General features: G+C 65.5%; 23 protein-coding genes and 1 tRNA gene. 15 read left to right on the plus strand and 9 right to left on the minus strand.

Annotated elements, in window-relative coordinates; genetic code table 11:
• The first annotated feature begins 115 nt into the window (after window positions 1–115).
• Together alr and arfB are read left to right on the plus strand one after the other, a co-directional pair.
• Window positions 116–1228, plus strand: a complete 1113-nt coding sequence (alr, locus tag ACG00Y_RS13650; RefSeq protein ID WP_394479632.1) for an alanine racemase — start codon at window positions 116–118, stop codon at window positions 1226–1228.
• Window positions 1221–1631, plus strand: a complete 411-nt coding sequence (gene arfB, locus ACG00Y_RS13655; RefSeq protein ID WP_394479634.1) for an alternative ribosome rescue aminoacyl-tRNA hydrolase ArfB — start codon at window positions 1221–1223, stop codon at window positions 1629–1631. Before alr ends, arfB begins: the two co-directional genes overlap by 8 nt.
• Here the strand turns inward: arfB and ACG00Y_RS13660 are convergent.
• Window positions 1628–2200, minus strand: coding sequence for a TetR/AcrR family transcriptional regulator (locus ACG00Y_RS13660; RefSeq protein WP_394479636.1), 573 nt, complete (start codon window positions 2198–2200; stop codon window positions 1628–1630). The two genes, arfB and ACG00Y_RS13660, sit on opposite strands and share 4 nt — an antisense overlap.
• Window positions 2201–2357: 157 nt before the next feature.
• Here ACG00Y_RS13660 and ACG00Y_RS13665 point away from each other — a divergent pair, with 157 nt between their 5' ends.
• Both ACG00Y_RS13665 and ACG00Y_RS13670 read left to right on the plus strand, forming a co-directional pair.
• Entirely contained in the window at window positions 2358–3359 is a 1002-nt protein-coding gene (locus ACG00Y_RS13665) for an NADP-dependent oxidoreductase (protein ID WP_394479638.1), read from the plus strand.
• 44 nt (window positions 3360–3403) lie between these two features.
• A complete protein-coding gene (locus tag ACG00Y_RS13670) occupies window positions 3404–4108 on the plus strand; it encodes an SDR family oxidoreductase (protein WP_394479640.1) in 705 nt (234 codons plus the stop codon).
• Between the two features lie 36 nt (window positions 4109–4144).
• Here ACG00Y_RS13670 and ACG00Y_RS13675 read toward each other — a convergent pair whose 3' ends face one another.
• Together ACG00Y_RS13675 and ACG00Y_RS13680 are read right to left on the minus strand one after the other, a co-directional pair.
• Entirely contained in the window at window positions 4145–5044 is a 900-nt protein-coding gene (locus ACG00Y_RS13675; protein WP_394479642.1) for a DMT family transporter, read from the minus strand.
• Window positions 5044–5673 (minus strand): LysE family transporter, encoded by a 630-nt coding sequence (locus ACG00Y_RS13680; RefSeq protein ID WP_394479643.1) that lies wholly within the window; start codon window positions 5671–5673, stop codon window positions 5044–5046. The genes ACG00Y_RS13675 and ACG00Y_RS13680 overlap by 1 nt, the downstream gene beginning before the upstream one ends.
• A 72-nt stretch (window positions 5674–5745) precedes the next feature.
• On the opposite strand from ACG00Y_RS13680, the gene ACG00Y_RS13685 reads away from it, so the two are divergent.
• From ACG00Y_RS13685 to ACG00Y_RS13730, 10 genes are all read left to right on the plus strand, one after another.
• Window positions 5746–6444, plus strand: a complete 699-nt coding sequence (locus ACG00Y_RS13685; protein ID WP_394479645.1) for a hypothetical protein — start codon at window positions 5746–5748, stop codon at window positions 6442–6444.
• Between the two features lie 13 nt (window positions 6445–6457).
• Complete coding sequence (gene radA, locus ACG00Y_RS13690) at window positions 6458–7822, plus strand: DNA repair protein RadA (RefSeq protein ID WP_394479647.1); 1365 nt, start codon at window positions 6458–6460, stop codon at window positions 7820–7822.
• A gap of 72 nt (window positions 7823–7894) precedes the next feature.
• Window positions 7895–8326 (plus strand): hypothetical protein, encoded by a 432-nt coding sequence (locus tag ACG00Y_RS13695; protein WP_394479649.1) that lies wholly within the window; start codon window positions 7895–7897, stop codon window positions 8324–8326.
• Between the two features lie 28 nt (window positions 8327–8354).
• Window positions 8355–8705, plus strand: coding sequence for an antibiotic biosynthesis monooxygenase family protein (locus ACG00Y_RS13700; protein WP_394479651.1), 351 nt, complete (start codon window positions 8355–8357; stop codon window positions 8703–8705).
• Window positions 8702–9079 carry a hypothetical protein gene (locus ACG00Y_RS13705; RefSeq protein WP_394479653.1) on the plus strand — a complete coding sequence of 126 codons (378 nt, stop codon included), beginning with the start codon at window positions 8702–8704 and terminating at the stop codon, window positions 9077–9079. The genes ACG00Y_RS13700 and ACG00Y_RS13705 overlap by 4 nt, the downstream gene beginning before the upstream one ends.
• A gap of 35 nt (window positions 9080–9114) precedes the next feature.
• Window positions 9115–10047, plus strand: a complete 933-nt coding sequence (locus ACG00Y_RS13710) for a branched-chain amino acid transaminase (RefSeq protein WP_394479655.1) — start codon at window positions 9115–9117, stop codon at window positions 10045–10047.
• Between the two features lie 11 nt (window positions 10048–10058).
• The gene (locus ACG00Y_RS13715; protein ID WP_394479657.1) at window positions 10059–10274 is read left to right on the plus strand and encodes a zinc-finger domain-containing protein; all 216 of its coding nucleotides are present in this window, start codon (window positions 10059–10061) and stop codon (window positions 10272–10274) included.
• Window positions 10274–10717 carry a YybH family protein gene (locus ACG00Y_RS13720; RefSeq protein ID WP_394479659.1) on the plus strand — a complete coding sequence of 148 codons (444 nt, stop codon included), beginning with the start codon at window positions 10274–10276 and terminating at the stop codon, window positions 10715–10717. The genes ACG00Y_RS13715 and ACG00Y_RS13720 overlap by 1 nt, the downstream gene beginning before the upstream one ends.
• A gap of 11 nt (window positions 10718–10728) precedes the next feature.
• Window positions 10729–11694: a YheT family hydrolase gene (locus tag ACG00Y_RS13725; protein WP_394479661.1), complete on the plus strand. Its 966-nt coding sequence runs from the start codon at window positions 10729–10731 to the stop codon at window positions 11692–11694.
• A 12-nt stretch (window positions 11695–11706) separates the two neighbouring features.
• A complete protein-coding gene (locus ACG00Y_RS13730) occupies window positions 11707–12240 on the plus strand; it encodes a DUF2946 family protein (RefSeq protein ID WP_394479663.1) in 534 nt (177 codons plus the stop codon).
• Between the two features lie 31 nt (window positions 12241–12271).
• Here the strand turns inward: ACG00Y_RS13730 and ACG00Y_RS13735 are convergent, their stop codons facing one another.
• Window positions 12272–12811: a c-type cytochrome gene (locus ACG00Y_RS13735; RefSeq protein ID WP_394479664.1), complete on the minus strand. Its 540-nt coding sequence runs from the start codon at window positions 12809–12811 to the stop codon at window positions 12272–12274.
• A 124-nt stretch (window positions 12812–12935) separates the two neighbouring features.
• On the opposite strand from ACG00Y_RS13735, the gene ACG00Y_RS13740 reads away from it, so the two are divergent.
• Window positions 12936–13011 (plus strand) — tRNA-Arg (locus ACG00Y_RS13740).
• A 530-nt stretch (window positions 13012–13541) separates the two neighbouring features.
• Here the strand turns inward: ACG00Y_RS13740 and ACG00Y_RS13745 are convergent.
• The 5 genes from ACG00Y_RS13745 to ACG00Y_RS13765 all read right to left on the minus strand — a co-directional run bounded on the left by ACG00Y_RS13745 (window position 13542) and on the right by ACG00Y_RS13765 (window position 21516).
• A complete protein-coding gene (locus ACG00Y_RS13745) occupies window positions 13542–15275 on the minus strand; it encodes a UvrD-helicase domain-containing protein (protein WP_394479666.1) in 1734 nt (577 codons plus the stop codon).
• Window positions 15272–17293 carry an ATP-dependent nuclease gene (locus ACG00Y_RS13750; RefSeq protein WP_394479668.1) on the minus strand — a complete coding sequence of 674 codons (2022 nt, stop codon included), beginning with the start codon at window positions 17291–17293 and terminating at the stop codon, window positions 15272–15274. The genes ACG00Y_RS13745 and ACG00Y_RS13750 overlap by 4 nt, the downstream gene beginning before the upstream one ends.
• 415 nt (window positions 17294–17708) lie before the next feature.
• Complete coding sequence (locus tag ACG00Y_RS13755) at window positions 17709–19907, minus strand: hypothetical protein (RefSeq protein WP_394479670.1); 2199 nt, start codon at window positions 19905–19907, stop codon at window positions 17709–17711.
• The gene (locus ACG00Y_RS13760) at window positions 19907–21052 is read right to left on the minus strand and encodes a hypothetical protein (protein WP_394479672.1); all 1146 of its coding nucleotides are present in this window, start codon (window positions 21050–21052) and stop codon (window positions 19907–19909) included. The genes ACG00Y_RS13755 and ACG00Y_RS13760 overlap by 1 nt, the downstream gene beginning before the upstream one ends.
• A gap of 29 nt (window positions 21053–21081) precedes the next feature.
• Window positions 21082–21516 carry a pyrophosphatase gene (locus ACG00Y_RS13765; protein WP_394479674.1) on the minus strand — a complete coding sequence of 145 codons (435 nt, stop codon included), beginning with the start codon at window positions 21514–21516 and terminating at the stop codon, window positions 21082–21084.
• Between the last annotated feature and the right edge of the window lie 634 nt (window positions 21517–22150).

The following is a 22150-nucleotide window of genomic DNA, read 5'->3' on the forward strand; positions in this document are numbered from 1 at the left end:
GATCCTGACAGGGGAGCCATGGGCAAGAGAGGTCGGCAAAGGACGAGGCGGAGCGGGTTTATAGCACGCCCCTAATTTGAGCTGACCCCTTTGGCAGACCGCGCAAAATGAGTGCATGCCGCGTCCCATCGAAGCCCTGATCCACCCCGAAGCGCTGGCCCACAACCTGGGCCGCGCCCGCGCCCAGGCGCCCAACGCCCGCGTGTGGGCGGTCGTCAAGGCCAATGCCTACGGCCACGGCATCGAGCGCGCCTTCGAAGGCCTGCGCGCCGCCGACGGCTTCGCACTGCTGGACCTGGAGGAGGCGCAGCGGCTGCGCGCGCTGGACTGGCGCGGGCCCATCCTGCTGCTGGAAGGCGTGTTCGAACCGCGCGACCTGGAGCTGTGCTCGCGGCTGAAGCTCTGGCACACGGTGCACTGCGAGCAGCAGATCGACTGGCTGGCCATGCACAAGACGCACGAGCCGCACCGCGTGTTCCTGAAGCTCAACTCGGGCATGAACCGGCTGGGCTTCCCGCCGGCCGCCTTCCGCGCCGCCTATGCGCGGCTGGACGCGCTGCCGCAGGTGGACGAGATCGGCCTGATGACGCATTTCTCGGATGCCGACGCGCAGCGGCAAGGCATCGACGGCATCGCCCATCAGCTCGCCGCCTTCGAGGCCGCCGCCGACGGCCTGGCCGGTGAGCGAACGATTGCCAACAGCGCCGCGACGCTGCGCCACGCCATGCGTACGGCCAACGACTGGGTGCGCGCCGGCATCATGGTCTACGGCGGCGTGCCGGACTTCCCCGAACACGACGCCGCCCACTGGGACCTGCGGCCGGCGATGACGCTGCACTCCAAGGTCATCGGCGTGCAGCAGCTGCAGCCCGGCGACACGGTCGGCTACGGCAGCGCCTACCGCGCCGAGCAGGTCACGCGCGTGGGCATCGTCGCCTGCGGCTATGCCGATGGCTACCCGCGCCACGCGCCGACCGGCACGCCGGTGCTGGTGGACGGCACCAGGAGCCGCACGCTGGGCCGGGTGTCCATGGACATGCTGGCCGTGGACCTGACCGCGCTGCCGGCCAGCGGGTTTGGCAGTGAGGTGACGCTGTGGGGCGAGGGGCCTGCCATTGACGGAAAGGCCTCGCGCCTGCCCATCGACGAGGTGGCCCAGGCGGCCGGCACCATCGGCTACGAGCTGATGTGCGCCATCGCGCCGCGCGTGCCCATCCGGAATGCCTGATCTGAACTGGGCGCCGCGCCCGGACGAACTGGTGTTCGACGCCATCCGCGCCAGCGGCCCGGGTGGCCAGAACGTCAACAAGGTCTCCAACGCCGTCCACCTGCGCTTCGACATCCGCGCGTCCAGCCTGCCCGAGGCCGTGAAGGCGCGGCTGCTGAACTGGGCGGACCAGCGCATCACGTCGGAAGGCGTCGTCGTCATCAAGGCGCAGGACACGCGCAGCCTGGAGCGCAACCGGGCGGACGCCGTGGCGCGGCTGATCGAGCTGGTGCAGGCCGCCGCCCACGTGCCCAAGGCGCGGCGGGCGACCAAACCGACCTATGGCTCGCAGCAGCGCCGGCTGGAAGGCAAGGCCAAGCGCAGCGGCATCAAGGCCGGGCGGCGCGGGGGCGGGGACCTCTAGGCCCGCTGACGCAGCGATTCCAGGATGGCCTCCCGGCTCACGGCCAGGAATTCGTCGGCCAGCGGTGAATCGTCCGGGCAGGCCCGCGACATGACGAGCGCCCCCACCGCGTGCGCCAGCGTGTCGAGCATGCGGGCCCGGGCCTGCGCGGCAGCGGCGTCCGGGTCGCCCTGCCGCGGGCCCAGCGCCGTCGCCAGCTGCTCGACGCCCTGCGCAAACGCCGCCCGCACGGACTCCGGCTGCCGCGCAGCGTCGCCGCCCAGCGCAGCCATCGTGCAGCCCGTGGCGCGGCTGTCCCGGTGCTCGCGGGAGAGGTAGTGGCGCACGAAGGTCGGCGCGTCCAGGCCCTCGGACAGCACCGAGGTCCGCGCCATGCCGCAGGCCGCAGCCTCCGCCATCAGGTCGGCCTTGGAGCCGAAGTGCTTGTAGAAGCCACCGTGGGTGAAGCCCGCCGCCGCCATCAGGTCGGCCACGCCGATGCCATCGAACCCGCGCTCCCGGAACAGCTGGGAGGCGGTCTCGACGATGAGGGCTCGATTGGCTTCTGCCTGTGCCTTGGTGACTTTCATCTCGGCTCGATGGGTTTGCTCGCGCTGTAAGGCGCCGACTATACATTGATGACGATCGACATCAATACTTGACTTTAAAGATTACGACCATCATCATTGAGGCATGCGAACTCGCCGCGCCCCGGCGAGCAACCCACCGCCAACCCCTGCGAGCCCCATGAAAGCCCTCACCTTCAAACGCTATGGCAAGTCGCCCGAGATCGGGTTCGCCGACGTCCCGCGCCCGACGCTGAAGCCCGATGAGCTGCTGGTCCAGGTGCACGCGGCCAGCGTGAACCCGATCGACAACATGATCCCGACCGGGCTTTTCAAGGCCGTCGTGAAGTTCCAGTTGCCGGCCACGCTGGGCAGCGACCTGGCCGGCGTGGTCACCGAGGTGGGCAGCCGGGTGACGCGCTTCAAGCCCGGCGATGCGGTGTTCGCCAACATCTTCGACCAGGGCACGGGCTCGATGGCCGAGTTCGCCGTCGTGCCCGAGAGCGCTGCGGCCCTGAAGCCGGCCAACCTGGACTTCGTGCAGGCCGCGTCTATCCCGATGGTCGGGCTGACTTCCTGGCAGGCGCTGAAGGAGCGGGTGAACCTGCGTGCGGGGCAGAAAGTCTTCATCCCGGCCGGCGCCGGCGGCATCGGCACGTTCGCGATCCAGCTGGCCAAGTGGCTGGGCGCCAAGGTGGGCACGACCACCAGCACCGGCAATATCGAACTGGTGCGCAGCCTGGGCGCCGACGAGGTGGTCGACTACAAGCAGCAGGAGTTCGAGACCGTGCTGCGCGGCTACGACGCGGTGCTGGGCACGGTCAGGGGCGATGCGATCGAGAAGGCCATCGGCATCCTGAAGCCGGGCGGCAAGATCGTCTCGCTGGTCGGGCCGCTGGACGTCGCGTTCGCCCGCGGGCGCCGGCTCAACCTCGTGCTGACGGCCGTGTTCGCGCTGATGAGCCGCAAGATCAAGCGCCTGGCCAGGAAGCAGGACGTCGACTACGCCTTCCTGTTCGCCCGCCCCGACGGCCATCAACTCGCCCAGATCGGCGAGCTGCTGGAGACGCAGCGCATCCGCCCCGTGATCGACCGGGTGTTTCCGTTCGCTCAGGCCAAGGAAGCGCTGGACTACCTCGCCCTCGGGCGCGCCAAGGGCAAGGTCGTCGTGCAGATGCGATAGGCCACGGCATACCCCTCACCTCCCCCACTGATTTGGAGAATGCAATGAAGATCGAAAACGCCGTCGTCCTCGTCACGGGCGCCAACCGGGGCATCGGCCTCGCCTTTGCGAACGAACTGCTCGCCCGCGGCGCCCGCAAGGTCTACGCGGCCGCGCGCGACCCCGCCACCATCACACAGGCCGGCGTGCACGCGCTGCGCCTGGACGTCAACAAGCCGGACGAGGTGGCGGCCGCAGCGGCGCTGGCGTCGGACGTGACGCTGGTGATTAACAACGCCGGCATCGCCCAGCCCGGCGCCTTCCTCGCCGCCGACGGCGAAGCGGTGGCGCGACGCATGTTCGAGACCAACTTCTTCGGCATGCTGCGCGTCAGCCAGGCGTTCGCGCCCGTCCTCAAGCGTCACGGCGGCGGCGGCCTGCTCAACGTGTTGTCGATCGCCTCCTGGGTCAGCGGCGGCGGGCTGGCGGCGTACTCGGCGAGCAAGTCCGCTGCATGGTCGCTCACCAATGCGCTGCGCATCGAGCTGGCGGAGCAGGCGACGCAGGTGCTGGCGCTGCACATGGGCTACGTGGACACCGATCTCACACGCGGCTTCGACGTGCCCAAGTCCAGCCCCGAAGCCATCGTCAAGCGGGCGCTCGACGGGCTCGAAGCGGGCCTGGACGAGGTGCTGGCCGACGAGCTCACCGAGCAGGTCAAGCGCGGGCTGACCGCCGCGCGGCCCAGCTACCTGCCCCAACTGGCGTGAACCGATCCTGGCGCGCTGAGCCCTTGCCGGTGGCCTCTAGACCTTCGGCCGCGTCGCGACGAACAGGCTGACCAGGCACAGCGCCATGCCGCCCACCGCCAGCGGTGTCGCCTGCCAGCCCTCCAGCGCGGCCGACACGATCAGCGCGATGACGGGCACCAGCACGCCCACCAGCGCCGCCTTCGCCGCGCCGCAGCGCTCGGCCAGCTTGTAGTACAGCGTGAAGGCGATGACCGAGCCGAAGGCGGCCAGGTAGAACAGGCTGGCCAGATACGACGCCGACGTGTCGAAGCTCAGGCCGCGCCCGGTCGCCAGCGACAAGCCGAGCAGGAAGGCGGCGCCATAGCCCATGCTCCAGGCCAGCACGGGCACCAGCGGCAGGCCGCGGCGCTGCAGCACCAGCGTGAAGAAGCCGCCGATGCAGGCGACGATGACGGCGAACAGGCTCAGACCCAGGCCCAACAGCGCGTCCGGGCGCTCGCCGGTGGCCGCGATCTCGGGCCAGAAGATCAGCGCCACGCCGAACACCGCGCCGCTGGAGGCCAGCAGGAAACGCCGGCTCACCGGCTGGCGCCACAGCAGCCAGGCGGCAATCGCGTTCATGAACACGAGCAGGCAGAACAGCACCGCGACCAGGCCGCTGGGCACGTAGCGCTCGGCTTCGTAGACGGCCCAGTAGTTGCCGGCGTACTGGATGACGCCGGTGGCCAGCGCGTAGCCGTGGGCGTAGCGCGGCAGCTTCAGCGAGGTGCCTTGCCAACGGGCCAGCGCGGCCAGCATCAGCGCCGAGATCGCGAAGCGCCAGCCCACCGAGGCCAGCACCGGTACCGTTGACGCGATCTGATAGAGGATGACGTGCCACGTGCTGGCCCAGATCAGCACCGGGGCCAGGAAGAGCAGCCAGGTGGGCAGGCGGCGGGGCGCGGCGCCCGCCATCAGCCGGCGCGCTTGAAGCTCGCCAGCAGCATGCCGGCCGCGACGAACAAGGCGCCGAAGACGCGGTTCAGCGCCTTGATGTGGCTCTCGCTCTTCAACGCCGCCAGCACGCGCGCGGCCAGTGCCGTGTAGCCGGCCATGACGACCAGGTCGGTGAAGGCCAGCGTGGCGCCGATGACGAGGTATTGCGGGCCCAGCGGCGCGTGCAGGTCCAGGAACTGCGGCACCACGGCGAGCAGGAAGACCGTGCCCTTGGGGTTGACCGCGTTGATGCCCCAGCCGCGCAACACGAGCTGGCGGCGCGTGGCCTGCAGCGCGCCGTCGTCGGCCGCCACCATGGGCCGGGCCGGCGCGCGCCACTGCTGCACGCCCAGATAGATGAGGTAGGCCACGCCGGCCCACTTCACCAGCGCAAAGCCCAGCGACGAGGCCGCGATCAGCGCGCCCAGGCCGGCGCTGACCAGCACCACCTGGGTCAGGATGCCCAGGATGAGGCCGAAGGTCATGAAGTAGCCGCGCCTGAAGCCATGCGACAGGCCGGCGCTCATGGCCGCGACGGCACCGGCGCCGGGCGACAGGCTGATGGCCCAGGACGCTGCGAAAAAGGCCAACCACACCGAGAAGTCCATGACCGGCTCCACTGAAAAACTGCTGGGCGGCGAGTGTCCCACGCGGTCGCACAGCGCCATCAGAATGCGCCCATGCCACGCGATGCAGCCCCTTCCGTCCAGCGCCAGATCCTCAGCACCCGCCGCTGGCTGCAAACCCACCGCTGGCTGCGCCTGCACGTGGGCCTGATCGCGCTGTGCTGCCTGGGCTGCCTGTGGCTGAGCGGCGCGCTGCTACGTTGGGCGGGCGTCGATGCGCTGTCCCTGCGCTTCGGCCTCAGCCTGGCGGTCTGCTACGGCGTCTATCTGTTGCTGCTGCGGCTGTGGGCGGCCTGGCTGCTGAGCCGCGAGGACGGCGCACTGGACGCTGCGGAGATCGGCGTCGACGTGGTGGACGGTGGCGCCCGCCTGGGCAGCCGCGCGCTGGACGCCTTCGAGGTGGCTTCTGACCTGGACGAGGGCGCCCTCGTGCTGCTGCCGATCGCGGCGCTGGTCGGCATGGCGCTGGCGTTGGCTGCTCTGCTGGGTGCGGGCGTGAGCCTGCTGTTCGGCGTGGAGGTGCTGATGGCGGTGTCGGTCGAGGTGGCGCTGGCCGCCTTCGCGGCCGGCCTGGCCTGGCGGCACCAGCGCCAGTTCGACCGCGGCGGCTGGCTGCGCTGCGCGCTGCAGCACACCTGGGCCGGCGCGCTGGCCTTCCTGTTGGCCGGCGTGGGCCTGGGTGCGGCCATCGACCGCTGGATGCCGCAGGCCGAGTCGCTGCCGCATGCCGTCAAGATCTGGCGCATGTCGTGACGACAATGGCCGCATGGCGACCCCCAAAAGCATCTACACCTGCACCGAATGCGGCGGCACCCATGCCAAGTGGCTGGGCAAATGCCCGCACTGCGGCGCCTGGAACACGCTGACCGAGAGCGCCGCCGAACCCGCGGGCGGCACGAAGAACCGCTACCAGTCGCTGGCGCGCAGCCAGCCGGTGGCCACACTCTCCGAGATCGAGGCCAGCGACTTCGAGCGCACGCCCACGGGCCAGGAGGAGCTGGACCGCGTGCTGGGCGGCGGCATCGTCGCGGGCGGCGTGGTGCTGATCGGCGGCGACCCGGGCATCGGCAAGTCGACGCTGCTGCTGCAGGCGGTGGAATCGTTATCTCAAACCGTCAAGGTCTTGTACGTGACGGGCGAGGAGAGCGGCGCCCAGGTCGCGATGCGCTCGCGCCGTCTCGGCCTGTCGGGTACCAAAGTGCGGGTGCTGGCCGAGATCAGCCTGGAGCGAATCCTCGCCACCATCGAGGTCGAGGAGCCGGCCTTCTGCGTCATCGACTCCATCCAGACGATGTACTCCGAGCAGCTGTCGTCCGCCCCCGGCTCGGTCGCCCAGGTGCGCGAGTGCGCGGCGCAGCTGACGCGCACGGCCAAGGCGCGCGGCTGTGCGATGGTGCTGGTGGGGCATGTGACGAAGGAAGGCGCGCTGGCCGGCCCGCGCGTGCTGGAGCACATCGTCGACACGGTGCTGTACTTCGAGGGCGACACGCACAGCAGCTTCCGCCTCGTGCGCGCCATCAAGAACCGCTTCGGCGCCGTCAACGAGATCGGTGTGTTCGCGATGACGGAGAAGGGGCTGAAGGGCGTGGCCAACCCCAGCGCGATCTTCCTGTCGACCCACGCCGAGCCGGTGCCGGGCAGCTGCGTACTGGTCACGCTGGAGGGCACGCGGCCGCTGCTGGTGGAGTTGCAGGCGCTGGTGGACAGCGGCGGCGTCAGCCCGCGGCGGCTGTCCGTCGGCCTGGACCGCGACCGGCTGGCCATGCTGCTGGCCGTGCTGCACCGGCATGCGGGTGTAGCGACCGGCGACCAGGACGTGTTCGTCAACGCCGTGGGCGGCGTGCGCATCAGCGAGCCGGCGGCCGACCTGGCCGTGCTGCTGGCCATCCAGAGTTCGCTGCGCGGCAAGGCCTTGCCGCGCGGCTTCATCGCCTTTGGCGAAGTGGGCCTGGCCGGCGAGGTGCGTCCCGCGCCGCGCGGCCAGGAACGGTTGAAGGAGGCCGCCAAGTTGGGCTTCAGCGTGGCGGTGGTGCCCAAGGCGAACGCGCCCAAGAAGCCCATCGAAGGGCTGACCATCCACGCCGTCGAGCGCGTGGAGCAGGCCATCGAGGTGTTGCGCGGCCTGGTGTAGGGCCCAGGTTTCCATGGTGCACGAGAGGCCAATCTCTGCTTAGGATCGGGCTCCCAACGGAGGCCCATGTTCATGTCCGATCCCGCCAACCTCAGGCAGCACGTCCGCACCGACTTTCTCGCCGCCCAGCACGACGCCGATTCGCTGCCGGGCTGGGTCTTCAAGCCGGTGCAGTTCAGCCAGGGGCCGGCCGGGCTGGTGCTGAACATGAGCGACGGCGGCCTGCAGGTGCTGACCAGCGCCGCCGAGCCGCTGACCGAGGCCAAGTACGAGGTGGTGCTGCTGCTGGGCCGGGCCGACATGGACTCCGACGACGAGCAGGTGTCGTGGTTCAACGGTGTCGTCGAGCGCAAGTGGTCGCGGCCCGTGCCGCGCATGGGCATCCTGCACGGCATGTGCTTCACGGCGCGCAACTCCACGGCCGAGCAGTTCCTGAACGGCCACCAGGCAGCGCTGGAATCCGGGCAATGGGTGCGCTGCGTGTTGTTGAAGGTCGTGGGCTGACCCAGCCGCCGTGGCAGGATGCGCGCCCATGAGAGCGCCCCTGCCCCCACCTCCCTACTACGCCGTCATCTTCACCAGCCAGCGCACCACCGTCGACGGCGGCTATGACGACATGGCCGACCGCATGGTGGCGCTGGCCGCCGAGCAGCCGGGCTACCTGGGCGTCGAGAGCGCCCGCGGCGACGACGGGCTGGGCATCACGGTGTCCTACTGGCGCAGCCCTGAAGACATCGCCGCCTGGCGCCGCCACGGCGAGCACCAGATCGCCCGCGACACCGGCCGCAGCGACTGGTACCGGCACTACACGCTGCGCGTGGCCAAGGTCGAGCGCGCCTACGACTGGGCGCGTGAAGACGGCAACCAGGACCCCAACGCATGAACCCGTGGATTGGCATAGGGCTGGCGCTTGCCGCGCTCATCCTGGGCGGCGGCCTGTTCGGCTGGCAGGGGGTCGTGTTCGCGGTGTCGGGCATCGTCTTCTGGCTGCTGCTGCAGATGTCGCGGCTGATGCGCCTCATGAAGCAGGCCGGCGCCGCGCCCATGGGCTCGATCGGCAATGCCGTGATGCTCAACAGCAAGCTGCACGCGGGCATGAAGCTGGTCGACCTGATCACGCTGACCGGCAGCCTGGGGCTCAAGCAGGCGGAAGAGACCTACATCTGGCGCGACCCCGGCGGCGATGCGGTCGAAGTGGTGCTGAAGAAAGGCAAGCTCGCCGAGTGGCGGCTGATCCGGGCCGACGGGTCTTCGTAAAATCGCCGCTTTCACCTGCACGCACTGGAGTACCGATGGTTCCCGCCCCCCTGCATGACCGCGACGGCAAGATCTGGATGGACGGCGAACTCGTCGACTGGCGCGACGCCAAGATCCACGTGCTGAGCCACACGCTGCACTACGGCTGCGGCGCCTTCGAGGGCGTGCGCGCCTATGACACCGTCAACGGCACGGCCATCTTCCGGCTGCAGGAGCACACCACCCGCCTGTTCAACAGCGGCAAGATCCTGCGCATGAAGGTGCCGTTCACGCAGGAGCAGGTCAACGAGGCGCAGCGCGCCGTCGTCAAAGCCAATGGCCTGAAGAGCGCCTACATCCGCCCGCTGATCTGGATCGGCTCCGAGAAGCTGGGCGTCAGCCCCAAGGGCAACCAGGTGCACCTGATGGTGGCCGCATGGAGTTGGGGCGCCTACCTGGGCGAGGATGGCCTGAAGCGCGGCATCCGCGTCAAGACCAGCTCCTACACCCGCCACCACGTCAACATCACGATGACGCAGGCCAAGACGGTGTCCAACTACACCAACTCCATCCTGGCCAACATGGAAGCCACCGACGACGGCTACGACGAGGCCCTGCTGCTGGACGCGTCCGGCTTCGTCTCCGAAGGCGCGGGCGAGAACCTGTTCGTCATCAAGAACGGCGTGGTCTACACGCCCGACCTGTCGGCCGGCGCGCTCAACGGCATCACCCGCAACACCATCTTCTCGATCTGCCAGGACCTGGGCCTGAAGCTGGTCGAGAAGCGCATCACCCGCGACGAGGTCTACATCTGCGACGAGGCCTTCTTCACCGGCACCGCCGCCGAGGTGACGCCCATCCGCGAACTGGACCGCATCGAGATCGGCTCGGGCTCACGCGGCCCGATCACCGAGAAGATCCAGTCCGCCTTCTTCGACATCGTCAACGGCCGCAACCCCAAGTACGCCGAGTGGCTGACGGCTGTTTGAAAGCACAAGACATGAGCACTGCAACCACCCCCGCCGCCACCGTCGAAGTCCTTGCCAAGGACTGCAACGACAACGGCACCGTCTTCTGCCCCAACCCCAAGATGGCGCTGTGGAGCAACCATCCCAAGGTCTTCATCGACCTGAGCCACGGCAGCCAGGGCCAGTGCCCGTACTGCGGCACGGCCTACAAGCTCAAGGCCGGCGAGGTTCTTTCCGGCGGCCACTGATGCAACGCTCCGCCGCCCAGCAGGCCGCGCTGCTCGCGTCGCCCGACGACACCGAGGCCCAGTTCTACGAAGCCTTGCAGCAGGGCGACCTCGACCACCTGATGGCCTTGTGGGCCGATGACGAGGACGTCGCCTGCGTGCACCCGGGCGGCCCGCGCATCGTCGGCGTGCCGGCCATCCGCGCGGCCTTCGCGGCGGTGTTCGAGCGCGGCAGCTTCAACATCCACCCGGAACGCGTGCGCCGGCTGCACAGCGGCGACTGCGCCATCCACCATGTGCTGGAGCGCGTGCAGCGGCCCGGTGACCCGCAGCAGGCCTGGGTCATCGCCACCAACGTCTATCTGAAGACGGCGCTCGGCTGGCGCCTGGTGCTGCACCATGCCAGCCCGGGCAATGCGGGCGACGTGCAGGAGTTGGTGGCCGACGCCGGCACGCTGCACTAGGTCCCACGCGCATGCAGTACCGCGCCCCGCGCTGGTTGCCCGGCGGCCACGCCCAGACCATCTGGCCCGCCCTGTTCAGCCGCCAGCACGACGGCAACCCGCCCAGTTGGACACGCGAGCGCTGGGACACGCCGGACGGCGACTTCATCGACGTCGACTTCCTGGCCGATGCGCCGGCCGATGCGCCTATGTTGGTGCTGTTCCACGGCCTGGAGGGTGACCGCAGCAGCCACTCCAGCGTCGCCTTCGCCAGCGTCGCCCGCGCGCGCGGCTGGGCGATGGCGCTGCCGCACTTCCGCGGCTGCTCCGGCGAGCTGAACCGCGGGCCACGCGCCTACCACTCGGGCGACTACGAGGAGGTCGGCTGGATACTGCAACGCCTGCGCGAGCGCCATGGCCGGCCGCTGCTCGTGGCCGGCGTGTCCCTGGGCGGCAACGCGCTGATGCGCTGGGCCGAGGAAGCCGGCACGACCGCCGCCCACATGGCCCGCGCCGTCTGCTCCATCTGCTCGCCCATCGACCTCGCTGCCGCCGGCGCGGCCATCGACCGAGGCTTCAACAAGCAGGTCTACGCGCGCCGCTTCCTGCGCACCATGATCCCCAAGGCCTTGCGCAAGCTGCAGCAGCACCCCGGCCTGTTCGACGGCGAGCGCCTGAAGCGCGCATCCACCATCTACGAGTTCGACAACCTCTTCACCGCGCCGCTGCACGGCTTCAAAGGCACCGACGACTACTGGGCCCGCGCCGCAGCCAAGCCGCACCTGCACCGCATCCGCATCCCGGCCCTCGTGCTGAACGCGCGCAACGACCCCTTCGTGCCCGGCCACAGCCTGCCACATGCCGCTGAAGTGGGCGCTTATGTGACACTCTGGCAGCCCGGCCACGGCGGCCACGTCGGCTTTCCCGCCGGCCGCTTGCCTGGCCATCTGCTGACCATGCCGGAGCAGGTCTGCGACTGGCTCTGGAGGACCCGCTGATGGATGCGTTCGATGGATGACATCGTTCAGGCCGCGCTGAAGAAGTGGCCCAACGTCCCCCACTGCTACGGCTGGCTGGCGCTGGACGCGCGCGGCGACTGGTACATGCGCGACGACCGCATCCAGCAGGCGGGGCCCTTCCCGCAGGTCAAGGGCAGCCGCATCGATCACGACAAGCTGCTCGCCTTCATCGGCCGCAACTACGCATCCGACGACCGCGGCGCCTGGTTCTTCCAGAACGGCCCGCAGCGCGTCTACGTGGAGCTGGAAAGCACGCCCTGGATCTGGCGGCTGCAACCCGACGGCAGCGTGCTCAGCCACACGGGCCGCGCGGCGCAGGTCGACTCGTGCTGGCTGGACGAGACCGGCCACCTCTACCTGGCCACCGATCTCGGCCTGGGCCTGGTGCACACGCAAGACATGACGCTGGCCGCAGAAGCCATCGACGCGCGGCGCTGGACGCCGCAGGACTGCATCGCCGCCAAGCTGCCATCCACGCACGGCTTCCGGCGCCGGCCCCGGCCTGAAACGACAAAGCCCGCCTAGGCGGGCCTGTCATGCGCCGTGGGGCGCCGGGTCAGTTGGCGGCCGAGGCGGCGGGCGCGGGCGCCTTGGGCTCTTCCAGCTTGCCACCGGCCGAGTTGGCCAGATAGACCACGGCGCGATGGATCTCGAAGTCGCTGAAGTCGCCGCCACCCTGCGCGCCCATGACGCCCTTGCCCTTCAGCGCCGAGGTCAGCAGCGCTTCCACGCCGGTCTTGATGCGCGGGCCCCAGGCGGCCACATCGCCCAGCTTGGGTGCGCCGGCTGCGCCGGTCGCATGGCAGGCCGCGCACTGCGCCTGATAGACCTGCTCGCCGGTCTTCAGCGAGGCGACGTCGTTGGCGTCCTTCACCTCGACATGGCCGACCGGCGCGATGCGCGCGGCCACCGCCTCGCCCTCCAGCGCACCCGTGCCGGCGGCGGGCTTGGCCGCCGTGCTCACGTAGTTCGCCAGCAGGATGATGAGGATGATGGGCACCACGAAGGCGAACAGCACGGCCCAGGCCAGTTGCTTGGGCGTCTTGATCGGGCCGGTGTGGGCGTCGTCGTGGTCGTGATCGTGGCTGGCGCTCATGGATTCCTCATCGATTTTCTTTGGCGTGAGGCGCAGGCGCGCGACACGAAAAACCGCAGAATTATAGGAGCCGGCCACGCGCCTCCCTGGCCCGGGGAACCCCGCTGTTAGAATCTGCGGCTTCGCGCCCGTAGCTCAATGGATAGAGTACTGCCCTCCGAAGGCAGGGGTTGTTGGTTCGATCCCAACCGGGCGCACCAGACGTAGGCCATGCAAGTCTTTGACGTGCATGGCCTTTTCGTTCTTTCGGTCAGCCTGTAGCAGCTACGAAAAATGCGAAGTGGGCCAAAAGTGGGCCAAAAGGGTTGTGATTGGTCCGCCTTAGGTCGGCTCCAACAGACCGTTGACCGATATTCGTCTCGCTCGAGGACGAAGAAGGCCCGATTGAGCTGATCGTTCACCAGGCCACCTATGAAAAGCGGCATGTGCGGCCTGTGGTCCTGGGCGCGGACTTGATGCTGGTCAAGGGGCGCTGTCAGCGCAACGGCGATTCCTGCAACGTCATCGCCAAGCACGCTGAGGACCACAGCCCGTTTCTCGGGGGGGGGCTGCAGTCAAAGAGCCGCAACTTCAAGCAGTCGCCCGCGCCGCTACGATTCGGCCATGTGCGGCTCGCCCGCACTACGTCGTCGCCCGACAGTCGAGCAATGTCAGGCGGCTCGCTACCTGATGTTCCAAACAGCTGCAACCGACCCAAGCTAGCTTTGCGCCGCATCGCAAGCTCCGGAGCTCACAGATTTACCACCCTAAGGCCGCCGCTGTTGGCGGGGTTCGAGAGAAGCTTTTCAAGCTTCTTGACCTGGGTATGGGGCGTCGCAATTGCCAGCAGGCGCTGGGCACGGGAAGCGCCGACATAGAGCTTGCGAAGCTCCTCCGCCATTGTGTGGTTCGTGCCTGTCTCCAGGTGTTCAATCAGGCCCTTCGCCTTCGCGGTCGAAAGAACGACACAAACCGCCGGGAACTCGGCTCCCTTGACGCTGTGGATGGTTCGAGCCGAATGACCGTGGAGTGGAGGTGGCAGCAAGGCCTCCGCAAGCTTCTCGTGGCGCCTTAGGACCTGATTGATTGACCTGTCGCCACCTGAAGGCAATCGTTCCTTCAAGATCCCACGGGCAGCATCCAGCCAGCCATCCGCGTCCTTGTGCTTCTCTTGGTCGTATCGCAGCAGCTTGCAAAGCCGCAGCATCTCCGGACGCCACGATTGATGCCTGTCCCCGAGAGCGTCCATGTGCTGACGATACGTTTTCAGCGTCAGGTGCCCCTCCAGGGTCAGGACTACGCGGTGCATCTGCTCGAGTGCTTCTTGCCGTCCGCCAAGCTCGAACGATGAGTACAGGTCGCCAACTGCAGCAGCCAGGCGGCAAGCTAGATGTCCAAACCCACTGTCGACAGGCAGCCCCAGCGCTCGTGATGCGCTGAGACGAGTCGCCGCGACCACGGGGCATTCCTTCGCTGCAATCTTCAACTGGGTCACGAGCGACCCGAAATGTGTACCGACGGACGACGGGACGCTCTGCCCCTTGTAGGCCAGCAAGTACACCGGACTAGGCTCCCCCCGATGCTCGCCCAGCGCTTCGTCGTAGGCGTGCCCGGTTTCTGGCCTCTTTAGGCGCGAGACCGCAGCGACGATGTGCTTGCTGGAGCGAAAGTTTCCGGTCAGGGACAGACGCCGGTCATCACCAAACTTCGTCGCAAAAGCATCCAATTCCGTCGAGACCCCGCCTCGAAATCCATAGATCGACTGATTGGGATCGCAGATGACCTTCACGGGGATGCCCGCGCCGAGGAACCACTCAATGATGCCGAGGTCGTCGGGATTACAGTCTTGCGCCTCGTCGACGATGATCTCCCCGAACCGGGCGACCAACGACTTCGTCAACGGCGAGTCATTGTTCAATGCCTTGAGCCGCCCAAGCGCCACTAGACGAGCATCTTGATAGTCGAGCTCACCACGCTCCTTGAAGCGGGCTCGCATCTTCTTGGCCGTAGTCAGGTGCGCCTTCAGATTGAAGTCGATCTTCAGTTCGCGCAATTTTTCGGGGATAGCCTCCCCGGTTACCCGGTTGAAGCAGTTCAGAGGTATCGGCCTAGCTCCCTCATACGGCTGAACCTCCCGGAGCTCCAGATCTGGGATCAGCCTCGGCCGCGCCAGCGAACCTGGGATGCCGAATGGCGCCACCAGAACTCGCCACAAGAAGCTGTCAAAGGTACCGATGAAGTGCGGCATGACCGGGGATGGCAAGAGCCCTTCCCTGCGCAGGCGCGCATCCAACTCAGACACTGCAACTTCGGTGAATGACAAAAATGCGATGCCACGCTTCCACCCCTTCTTGTCCAGAAGATGGCGAGCTCTTTCGATCAGCACCCGAGTCTTTCCCGCACCTGGGCATGCCGTGACGAACGCCGAGCCATCGAAGGTGATGACCTTCTTTTGCTCATCAGTCGGCATGAACGCTTTCATCATCGGACCAGCGCTTCGATGGCGACCCGCAGGTAGCCCGGAACCTTGAAGTCCTTGGCCTCCCACAGCCCTTCGGCCAGAGTCTGTGCAAAGTCGCCCTTCGGCGTGTTGTCGAAGAGCCCCTGGATAGCACGAGCTTTGGCTTCACGGTCAGCGTTCGCCACAGCGCTCATCCACCTGGGCTCCGACCTGGGATGCGCTTTCAGATAAGCAACCTTCAGAAGCTCCTCATTACCTGCAAGGGCGAGCTCGGACTCCAGCGAAAAATCGTTCACCGATACGTCAAGCAGGTCGCCAGCGCATTGCTTGGTCGCGAATGTCATAAGGTCCGCCTTTCGGCTTGCTCCGGGACTGGGCTGGCCAGCCGTCAAACCCCACCCGTCACCATCAGTGATTGCAACGACGCGATCGGCAATTCGAGCGCCCTTGTGATGCGTGAGCAGAAGCTCCACGTAAGGCATGAAGTCGACACCCTCAATGGGGACAAAAACGGCTGAGCGGAATAGCCGCAGCTTCTCGACGTGGTCCTTCAGGACGAACTTCTTGGCAATGACAGGAAGCAGGAGTGCTTCGGCGATGCCTTCGACAAGGATGATCCGTCCCCCGAAGAGCAACGCTGACTTGGTGACATCCAGGTATCGGTCGATCTTCCTCCGCGAAATGTCGTCGAGTGCGAGCTCGCCGAGGGGCACACAGCGGGTTGCGCGACGCCTCACTGCCGGCGCAGTGGGCTGCGCCTCCAATGGAGCCGCCGGCGACGGTGCAATTGCCACATGAACGGCCTTCGCTACTTCCGTCTCTGGTTGCCTCGGCACCTTGGGAGAAGCAACCATCGGCTTCTGCAATTCGCCGGCTACGCTCCCGACCGTGCCAAGCGCATCCGCCAGCACCGCAGGCAAGTCCGCCGAACCAGCTGCGAGCACATCCACTGCATCCAGCATGTCATCCCCGTCGGCGTCGGCGACAGCGGACTCATCTTCGGCCGCCGTCTCAAGCACTGCCGCCGTGCGGAAGACGACGATCTTTTTGTTCTGCACCCAAGCAGAGAGGTTTGGGGAATGTGTGGCGACGACTACCTGCACCCGGCCAGCAGGAGCATCAACCGGAACCTTCCGCATTTTGGACTTTTCGGCCTGGTCCTCAAGGAAACCGAGCACGGCGGCCTGAAGCTGGGGATGGAGATGAGCTTCCGGCTCTTCGACCAGAAATAGGGTCAGGTCAACATCGTGCGAGCGCTCCAGTTCGATGGCGATCGTCGCCATGAACAGAAGGTTGGCGTAACCGTGGCCCGAATACCGCAGGTCCTCCGGTTCCAGCCCATGGTCTGCCAGCCTGAATCGCAAGTCGCGGGCTATGTCGATGAGGTTCTCGTCGTTTGCGAAGCCCAGAGAACTGCCCTGCCTACGCACTCCCCCAGTCAGTGCCTCGAGATTGCCATCTACCGCACTACCGACCCGGGTCAGGATGTCCGACGAGGTCGCACGACGAAGCTCCGCCGCGACCTCCTCGGCTCGCTGGTCGCCCATGAAATGGTTCAGTAGCGCGTGGATTCGAGTCGGGTTGCCCGACGCCAGAGCCCGCTTTGCGTCCCGCAGCGGCGGCAGATAAACATGCCGAATCGTGTCGTGCGCGCCAGGCTCTGGCGTTTCCTTGTGAGGGCCCGCCCAAAGCCGCGGACGAGCCAGCGAGTGCCCGACCGACGCGGCGTACTGCAGGCCGAATCTGCATGCCGACATGGAGTCATCGGTCACGGCACTGAGAAGGCGCCCTCCTTGACTGGGGCTCAAGTCCTCAAAATGCGCTTCGAGCTCGAACTCGCGGCTGACGCTGCCAAATCTGACATCAGTCGACTCGCAGTAAAGCTCACGGCGGCCGCTCAATGGGAGCGTCAGAAGCCGCATCGCATCAATGGCGTTGCTCTTGCCGCCGTTGTTTTCGCCTACGAAAACAGTTAGGTCCTCGTACAGCGGGATCTCAATTTGGTCGAACGAGCGAAAGTTTCTCGCCGTCAGCTTCTTCATGTACACCGCTTCTCCCCCAGAGGCTCTTAGGCCCTTTGTTTGTTCGCCGGTATGTCCTAGGAAGTCTATCGCCTGGTCACCTTGCTTACTGAGCCGGCTTCTATCGCCAGCTGCATATTCCGACGCGACCTGAGCACCAGGTCCAGCGTCTTCTGAGCACGGAATCCGGCGCCTGATGAGCACCTTGTCCGGAGGTGTCGTGCAGGGCAGCGAGTTCGGCGACTTGACCACTCGGTCCAGCGCCGCGTGCAGAGATGCCGACTGCTTCAGGCTGACTACGGTCCTTCCACGTGCTGGCCGTGGTCGGCAGCTACCCCCTTAGCGGCCGGTTGACCATGTTGGTTAGCCTGCAGGAAAGCTGTCGTTCAACGTCCGCTGGAGCAAAAGATTGAACCGCATGCTCAAGTAACCTGCTCTACGCAATCAAACAGACCAGTCCGAGCAGCGCCCCCTCGGTACCCGCCAGCGAAGCGATGGCCTTGTCTCGAACCTCTTTCCTGTCTTCCGCAGTGAGTCGGAGCCTGCCAGAGGCCAGTGCAGCTCCGAACTCGAGCGCAGCTGAACCGTATCCGTGGTCATGCCGACTGAAGACCTTGAAGAGGAATTCTTTCATTAGGCGGCTCATTTCTGGGCTGGACGAGTAGTCGAGCTCCGAGGGATGCGCCGCCCGAAGGATGCAGGCCTGCAGCAACTCGTCGTTGAACCGCAAGAAATTCTCAGGAGAAAGGACGACAGACTCGTATCCGGATGGCTTCAGCTGATTGGCTGGATTTGCCAGTTCTCGCGCGGTCTGGAGCACAGCGGCGACCGTTGCATATGCCGTGCTTGGCGTGACGTCACCTATCCGACCGTCGAACACGGAGCCAAAGAATACGAAGCCTTCTGAGAGCCCAAGTGCCGTCCCCTGGCTGTTGGGAAAAAAGCCTTTGAACGAGCTGTTGATGGCTGCGACAGCCTGCTCGAGAGAGCGCTCAAGTAGGTCCTTATCCACCGCAGCGGCGGCAACGTCTCCAATTTGCGCAGCCGCTGCTAGGTCGCTGTAGGCCTTCCAGGCCGTTTTGGCGCCGTCGGAACCAATTGGCAAGACCAGCCAGGCGGAAAAGCCGTACTCGCGAGGGCTGGCGTTCCGAACTAGGAATTGCTGCAAGCGAATCCATGTCTCTTCGCTTTGCGGCAGTCCCAAACCGACCAGGAAGTGCCGTGGTACGTCGGACTTTATGAACTCTCGCAGGTCCCGGCTTATCTCGCGGAGAAGTCCGCCGTCCCCAGCTACTGCTTGAACGACGAGGACCCCGCTGGCCTTACTGAGCGTTCCGGCATCAACGGCTCCGTAAGCCGTGACAGTGGGGCGTTCGGCTGAACCTTTAAGAGTCTGAAGTTTGTTCGCTGCCAGCTCAGCAAGGGCCTGAGAACCCGGGTCTTCGGCACAGATGAGGTGGTCGATGGCGACAGGAACTCGCCAGGAAATTTCGGCGTGGAGCCACGAGTCCAGAGCCTTGTCCTTGCCGACGAATGCCTCGTCTACGCACACCAACCGTGTAGAGCTGCCTCGAGACCGCGCATTGAGAGGCAGCACTCCTCCAATTCCGAGCTGTTTTAAGAACTCGGTCAGACGTCTAGGGGAATGAGGCAACCCTAGGGTGACTGCTCGAGGGGGTTTAGCTTTGGACGAAAAGTGTTCACCGAAAAGCTCAATCTGGGCTTCAGTTCCATCGGCTAGCTGCTTCTTGTACGAAGCGTCGACGTCATCTAGTCGGACCAAAACGCCTCCAGTGCGTTTCGTCTGCGTGACGTCAATGAGCGTCATCAGACGGTCCGCCTCGAAGTCTTGCTCTTGATGAAGTCGCCTGGCCATGCCGCCACTCGTGGAGGCCGAAATAACCACCGCGTAAGGCTCGGTTGGCGGCGCCAGTTCGGAAATCTCCGTGTAGGAGTGAAAGCTATGAATGCTTGCGCTACTACCGGAGAACGTGAGCGCTTCTCTGACGAACGAGTAGACGCCCATGGTGTCGATGTAGACATGGGCGAGGTCAGGGCTCTGAAGGGCTGGCAGTTGGGAGCATAGGCACCGTCCTACGAACGCGAGCTCCGCTTCACTCGTTGCCAGCTCACGTGCTTGGATGAAGAGCTTGTTTATGGTGCTGGAAGGGTGCTTAAAGACGTGGCCAGCAGGAGCAATCTGTACCACTGGGTTCTTCAGAACGAGGGAGTTGAGCCCCTGCTGAAGGAACTGCTGCAAAGGAAGCTTGAACAATGGCGGCTTTTCGCTCGGAAGCGTTCCATCGACGGTCAGACCATCTTGAGCGCTCCACGCGACGAAGTAGTACTGCTTGACAAACTGGACGCGCTTCTTCGCTCCTCTTTGCAGCAGAGTCTGGAGCTGACCGGAAGACTCTGTCCAGTAACCACGCATCGGTTTGAGCGCTGAAGCCTCTGCCACGACCACTACACAATCCGGGAGTGCCTGCACTTCCTGAAGCGAAGTCGTCAACTCATCGAAGAACTGGAGGGCCGACACGGGCCGCTTCGTGTCAAAGAAGACGCATAGCGCATCAACGTCATAGCCCGTCTCATGACATGCGCCGCGGGCGACGAACGAGTAGGCCTTGCGCATCATCTTCTGAGCGGGAGGAGGAGGGACACCACGGCACCGGCTGCGGGTGCCAGTTCCAACTCAGTCCAGTCGTCGAACTGAAACAAGTCTCGCGCATCACCTGGCGTGAACGCGTTGAAGATGTGCAGGCGCCCCGACCGTATCGAAATAAGCCCGCCAACCTCCCTGAGGGCTTCGAGCACGTCTGGCAGGCCGTTTCCCGCGCCAGCCTGGGTTTTTGTCGACGCATTCTTCCGGAGGGATGCCAGGAGTACTTTCCGTTCCTCATCAGGCGAAATGTCCTCCACCGGCTTGCCTGTCGCCCTTCCGGCGAACCCGGGTCCAGTGTCAAAAAAGCTCAGTTGAAGGCAGCGAAGTGCTGTGGCGGTCCCGTCGCCCCCCACTGGAACCTGCTCACGCTCCCACAGCTCTACCAAACGCGGGTGCCCTTCGAAATCCCGCCTGTAGGAGTCCCCAGACATTTCAAGCCAGCTGGCAATGAGCCCCTCAGCATGCTCGTGATAGGGCTGCCCGCTGTGATCCTGCGTTGCGTGCTCCTGCGTGTTCTTCATCAACTCGGCCGCGAACACTGCACATGCTGACGTGAATGAGGGGGGCACCAGGTCGGCATCTGACTTGGCGATGAAATCGCTCAACGCTTTGAGAACAAGGAACATCCCCTCTTTGCGTTTCACTGCTCGACTGTTCCGCACGCTGAAAAGAGGTCGGAGGTATTGAACCTTGGACCCGCTGACGCACGTGAAATCAATGGTCCGCCCTCTGATGACACGGGGCCACAGCACCTGGTCCGTGTTCTTCATCTTTTCAGTTGCAGGCTCAAGCGCCTCCCGCCGACGAACAAACTGCTCGCCGACGCTGACGCCTTCACAAAGCCTGAGCGCAACGATGCCGGGGGCGTAGTCGCACAGTTCTTGAAGGACCGAATGGGCTTGGTTGGCGGCGTGAAATTTGAGCTGACGGTCCTTTGCGGAGCGCGCCCAGGTAGCCAAGAGCTGCAGACGAGCAGCGTCGTGGAGAGCCCCCTTGCGGCGGCTGACAAAATCCTTGTTCAGCTGAAGAGACGCTCCGTCGCTAGCGATGACACGGTGCATTGACTGCTCAATGCTCTCCAAGGTCCATTCATCTTCGATAACGAGAGGGGGCATGCTGGTGCGCGATATTGGGGGACGGCGTGTTAGCTTTGTTGTGCCATCTGAGCCGCCAGAAGCTCACGAATCTTTGGTTCCGGCTTCCAGTAATTGGGCCCCTTCAGAAACTTGCCGTTTTGGTCGTAGATAGGATTGCCGTCTGCGCCGAGCTTGCTCTCGTTGCTGTCCATGATGAGGTCTAGCACTTGCTCAAGCGGCAGTCCGTACTTGAGCGCCTCGGAGCGGCAATAGACGATGATGTCGCCAAGGAGGTCAGCGAGGGCGACGGCGACCTCCAGCTTGGCGGCACCTGAGCTCGCCATCTTCACGATTTCGTCAATCTCGTGAACCTCGTCAATTAAGGTGGCCTTGAACTTGACCAACCTGTCAGCCGCATCGTCTGGGATGGTCGGGCTGTCATTGGCGGCAAGGCGGTACATCGCGTTCATGCCTGCGATTCGGGCTGCAAAGGCTGTGTTCATGACATGCTCGGAATAGCGGTGCGAGGTGGCTAGCACGGGTAGCATACCTGTCATGCACGATCGACGGCTCCTGGCTGGCAGCCGTCTTCCACGACCAACTTGCTGGCCGGCAGCAACCCCTGCAAGGCCGCCTCACCGCTCGTTCACCTGCTGGCTGCCGCCGGTGCTCATGGTGACTGGACAGCGTGCTCATCGCTCTGGCCTGGATGTTGACGGCCGCTGGCATTAACACCAGCAGAGTGGACGGCTCGCTCTGACGGTAAGCGCCACCTGGTAGAAGATGCTTGGATCGCTGCCAAGGCCACGGATGTGGACCACGCAGATGCACTGGTGAAACCGTTCGGCGAGCTGCAATTTCACCGCACGCGCTTTTCTGCCCGCGCTGGCGGCAGCGGCGCGGCAGACGAACGTAGAGGGGCTGCTCAAGGAACATGGCACTCCCAAGAAGCACGTCGACTCACTGACCAGCAGACTCGCTGTAGCCCTGAAGGATGTGATCGCAATTCTGGCTCTCTGAAAATTCGAGTGGGTAGGATTTCGGCTGGATAGGTGCTGAAACGGGGATCGGGATGACGGCCAAAGTGTTTGAAGCGGCGCTGGGGATCAGCGCGCCGTGGTCGGTGGGCGCGGTCGA

The sequence above is a fragment of the Pelomonas parva genome (assembly GCF_043555835.1).
Classification (GTDB): Bacteria; Pseudomonadota; Gammaproteobacteria; order Burkholderiales; family Burkholderiaceae_C; genus Pelomonas; species Pelomonas parva.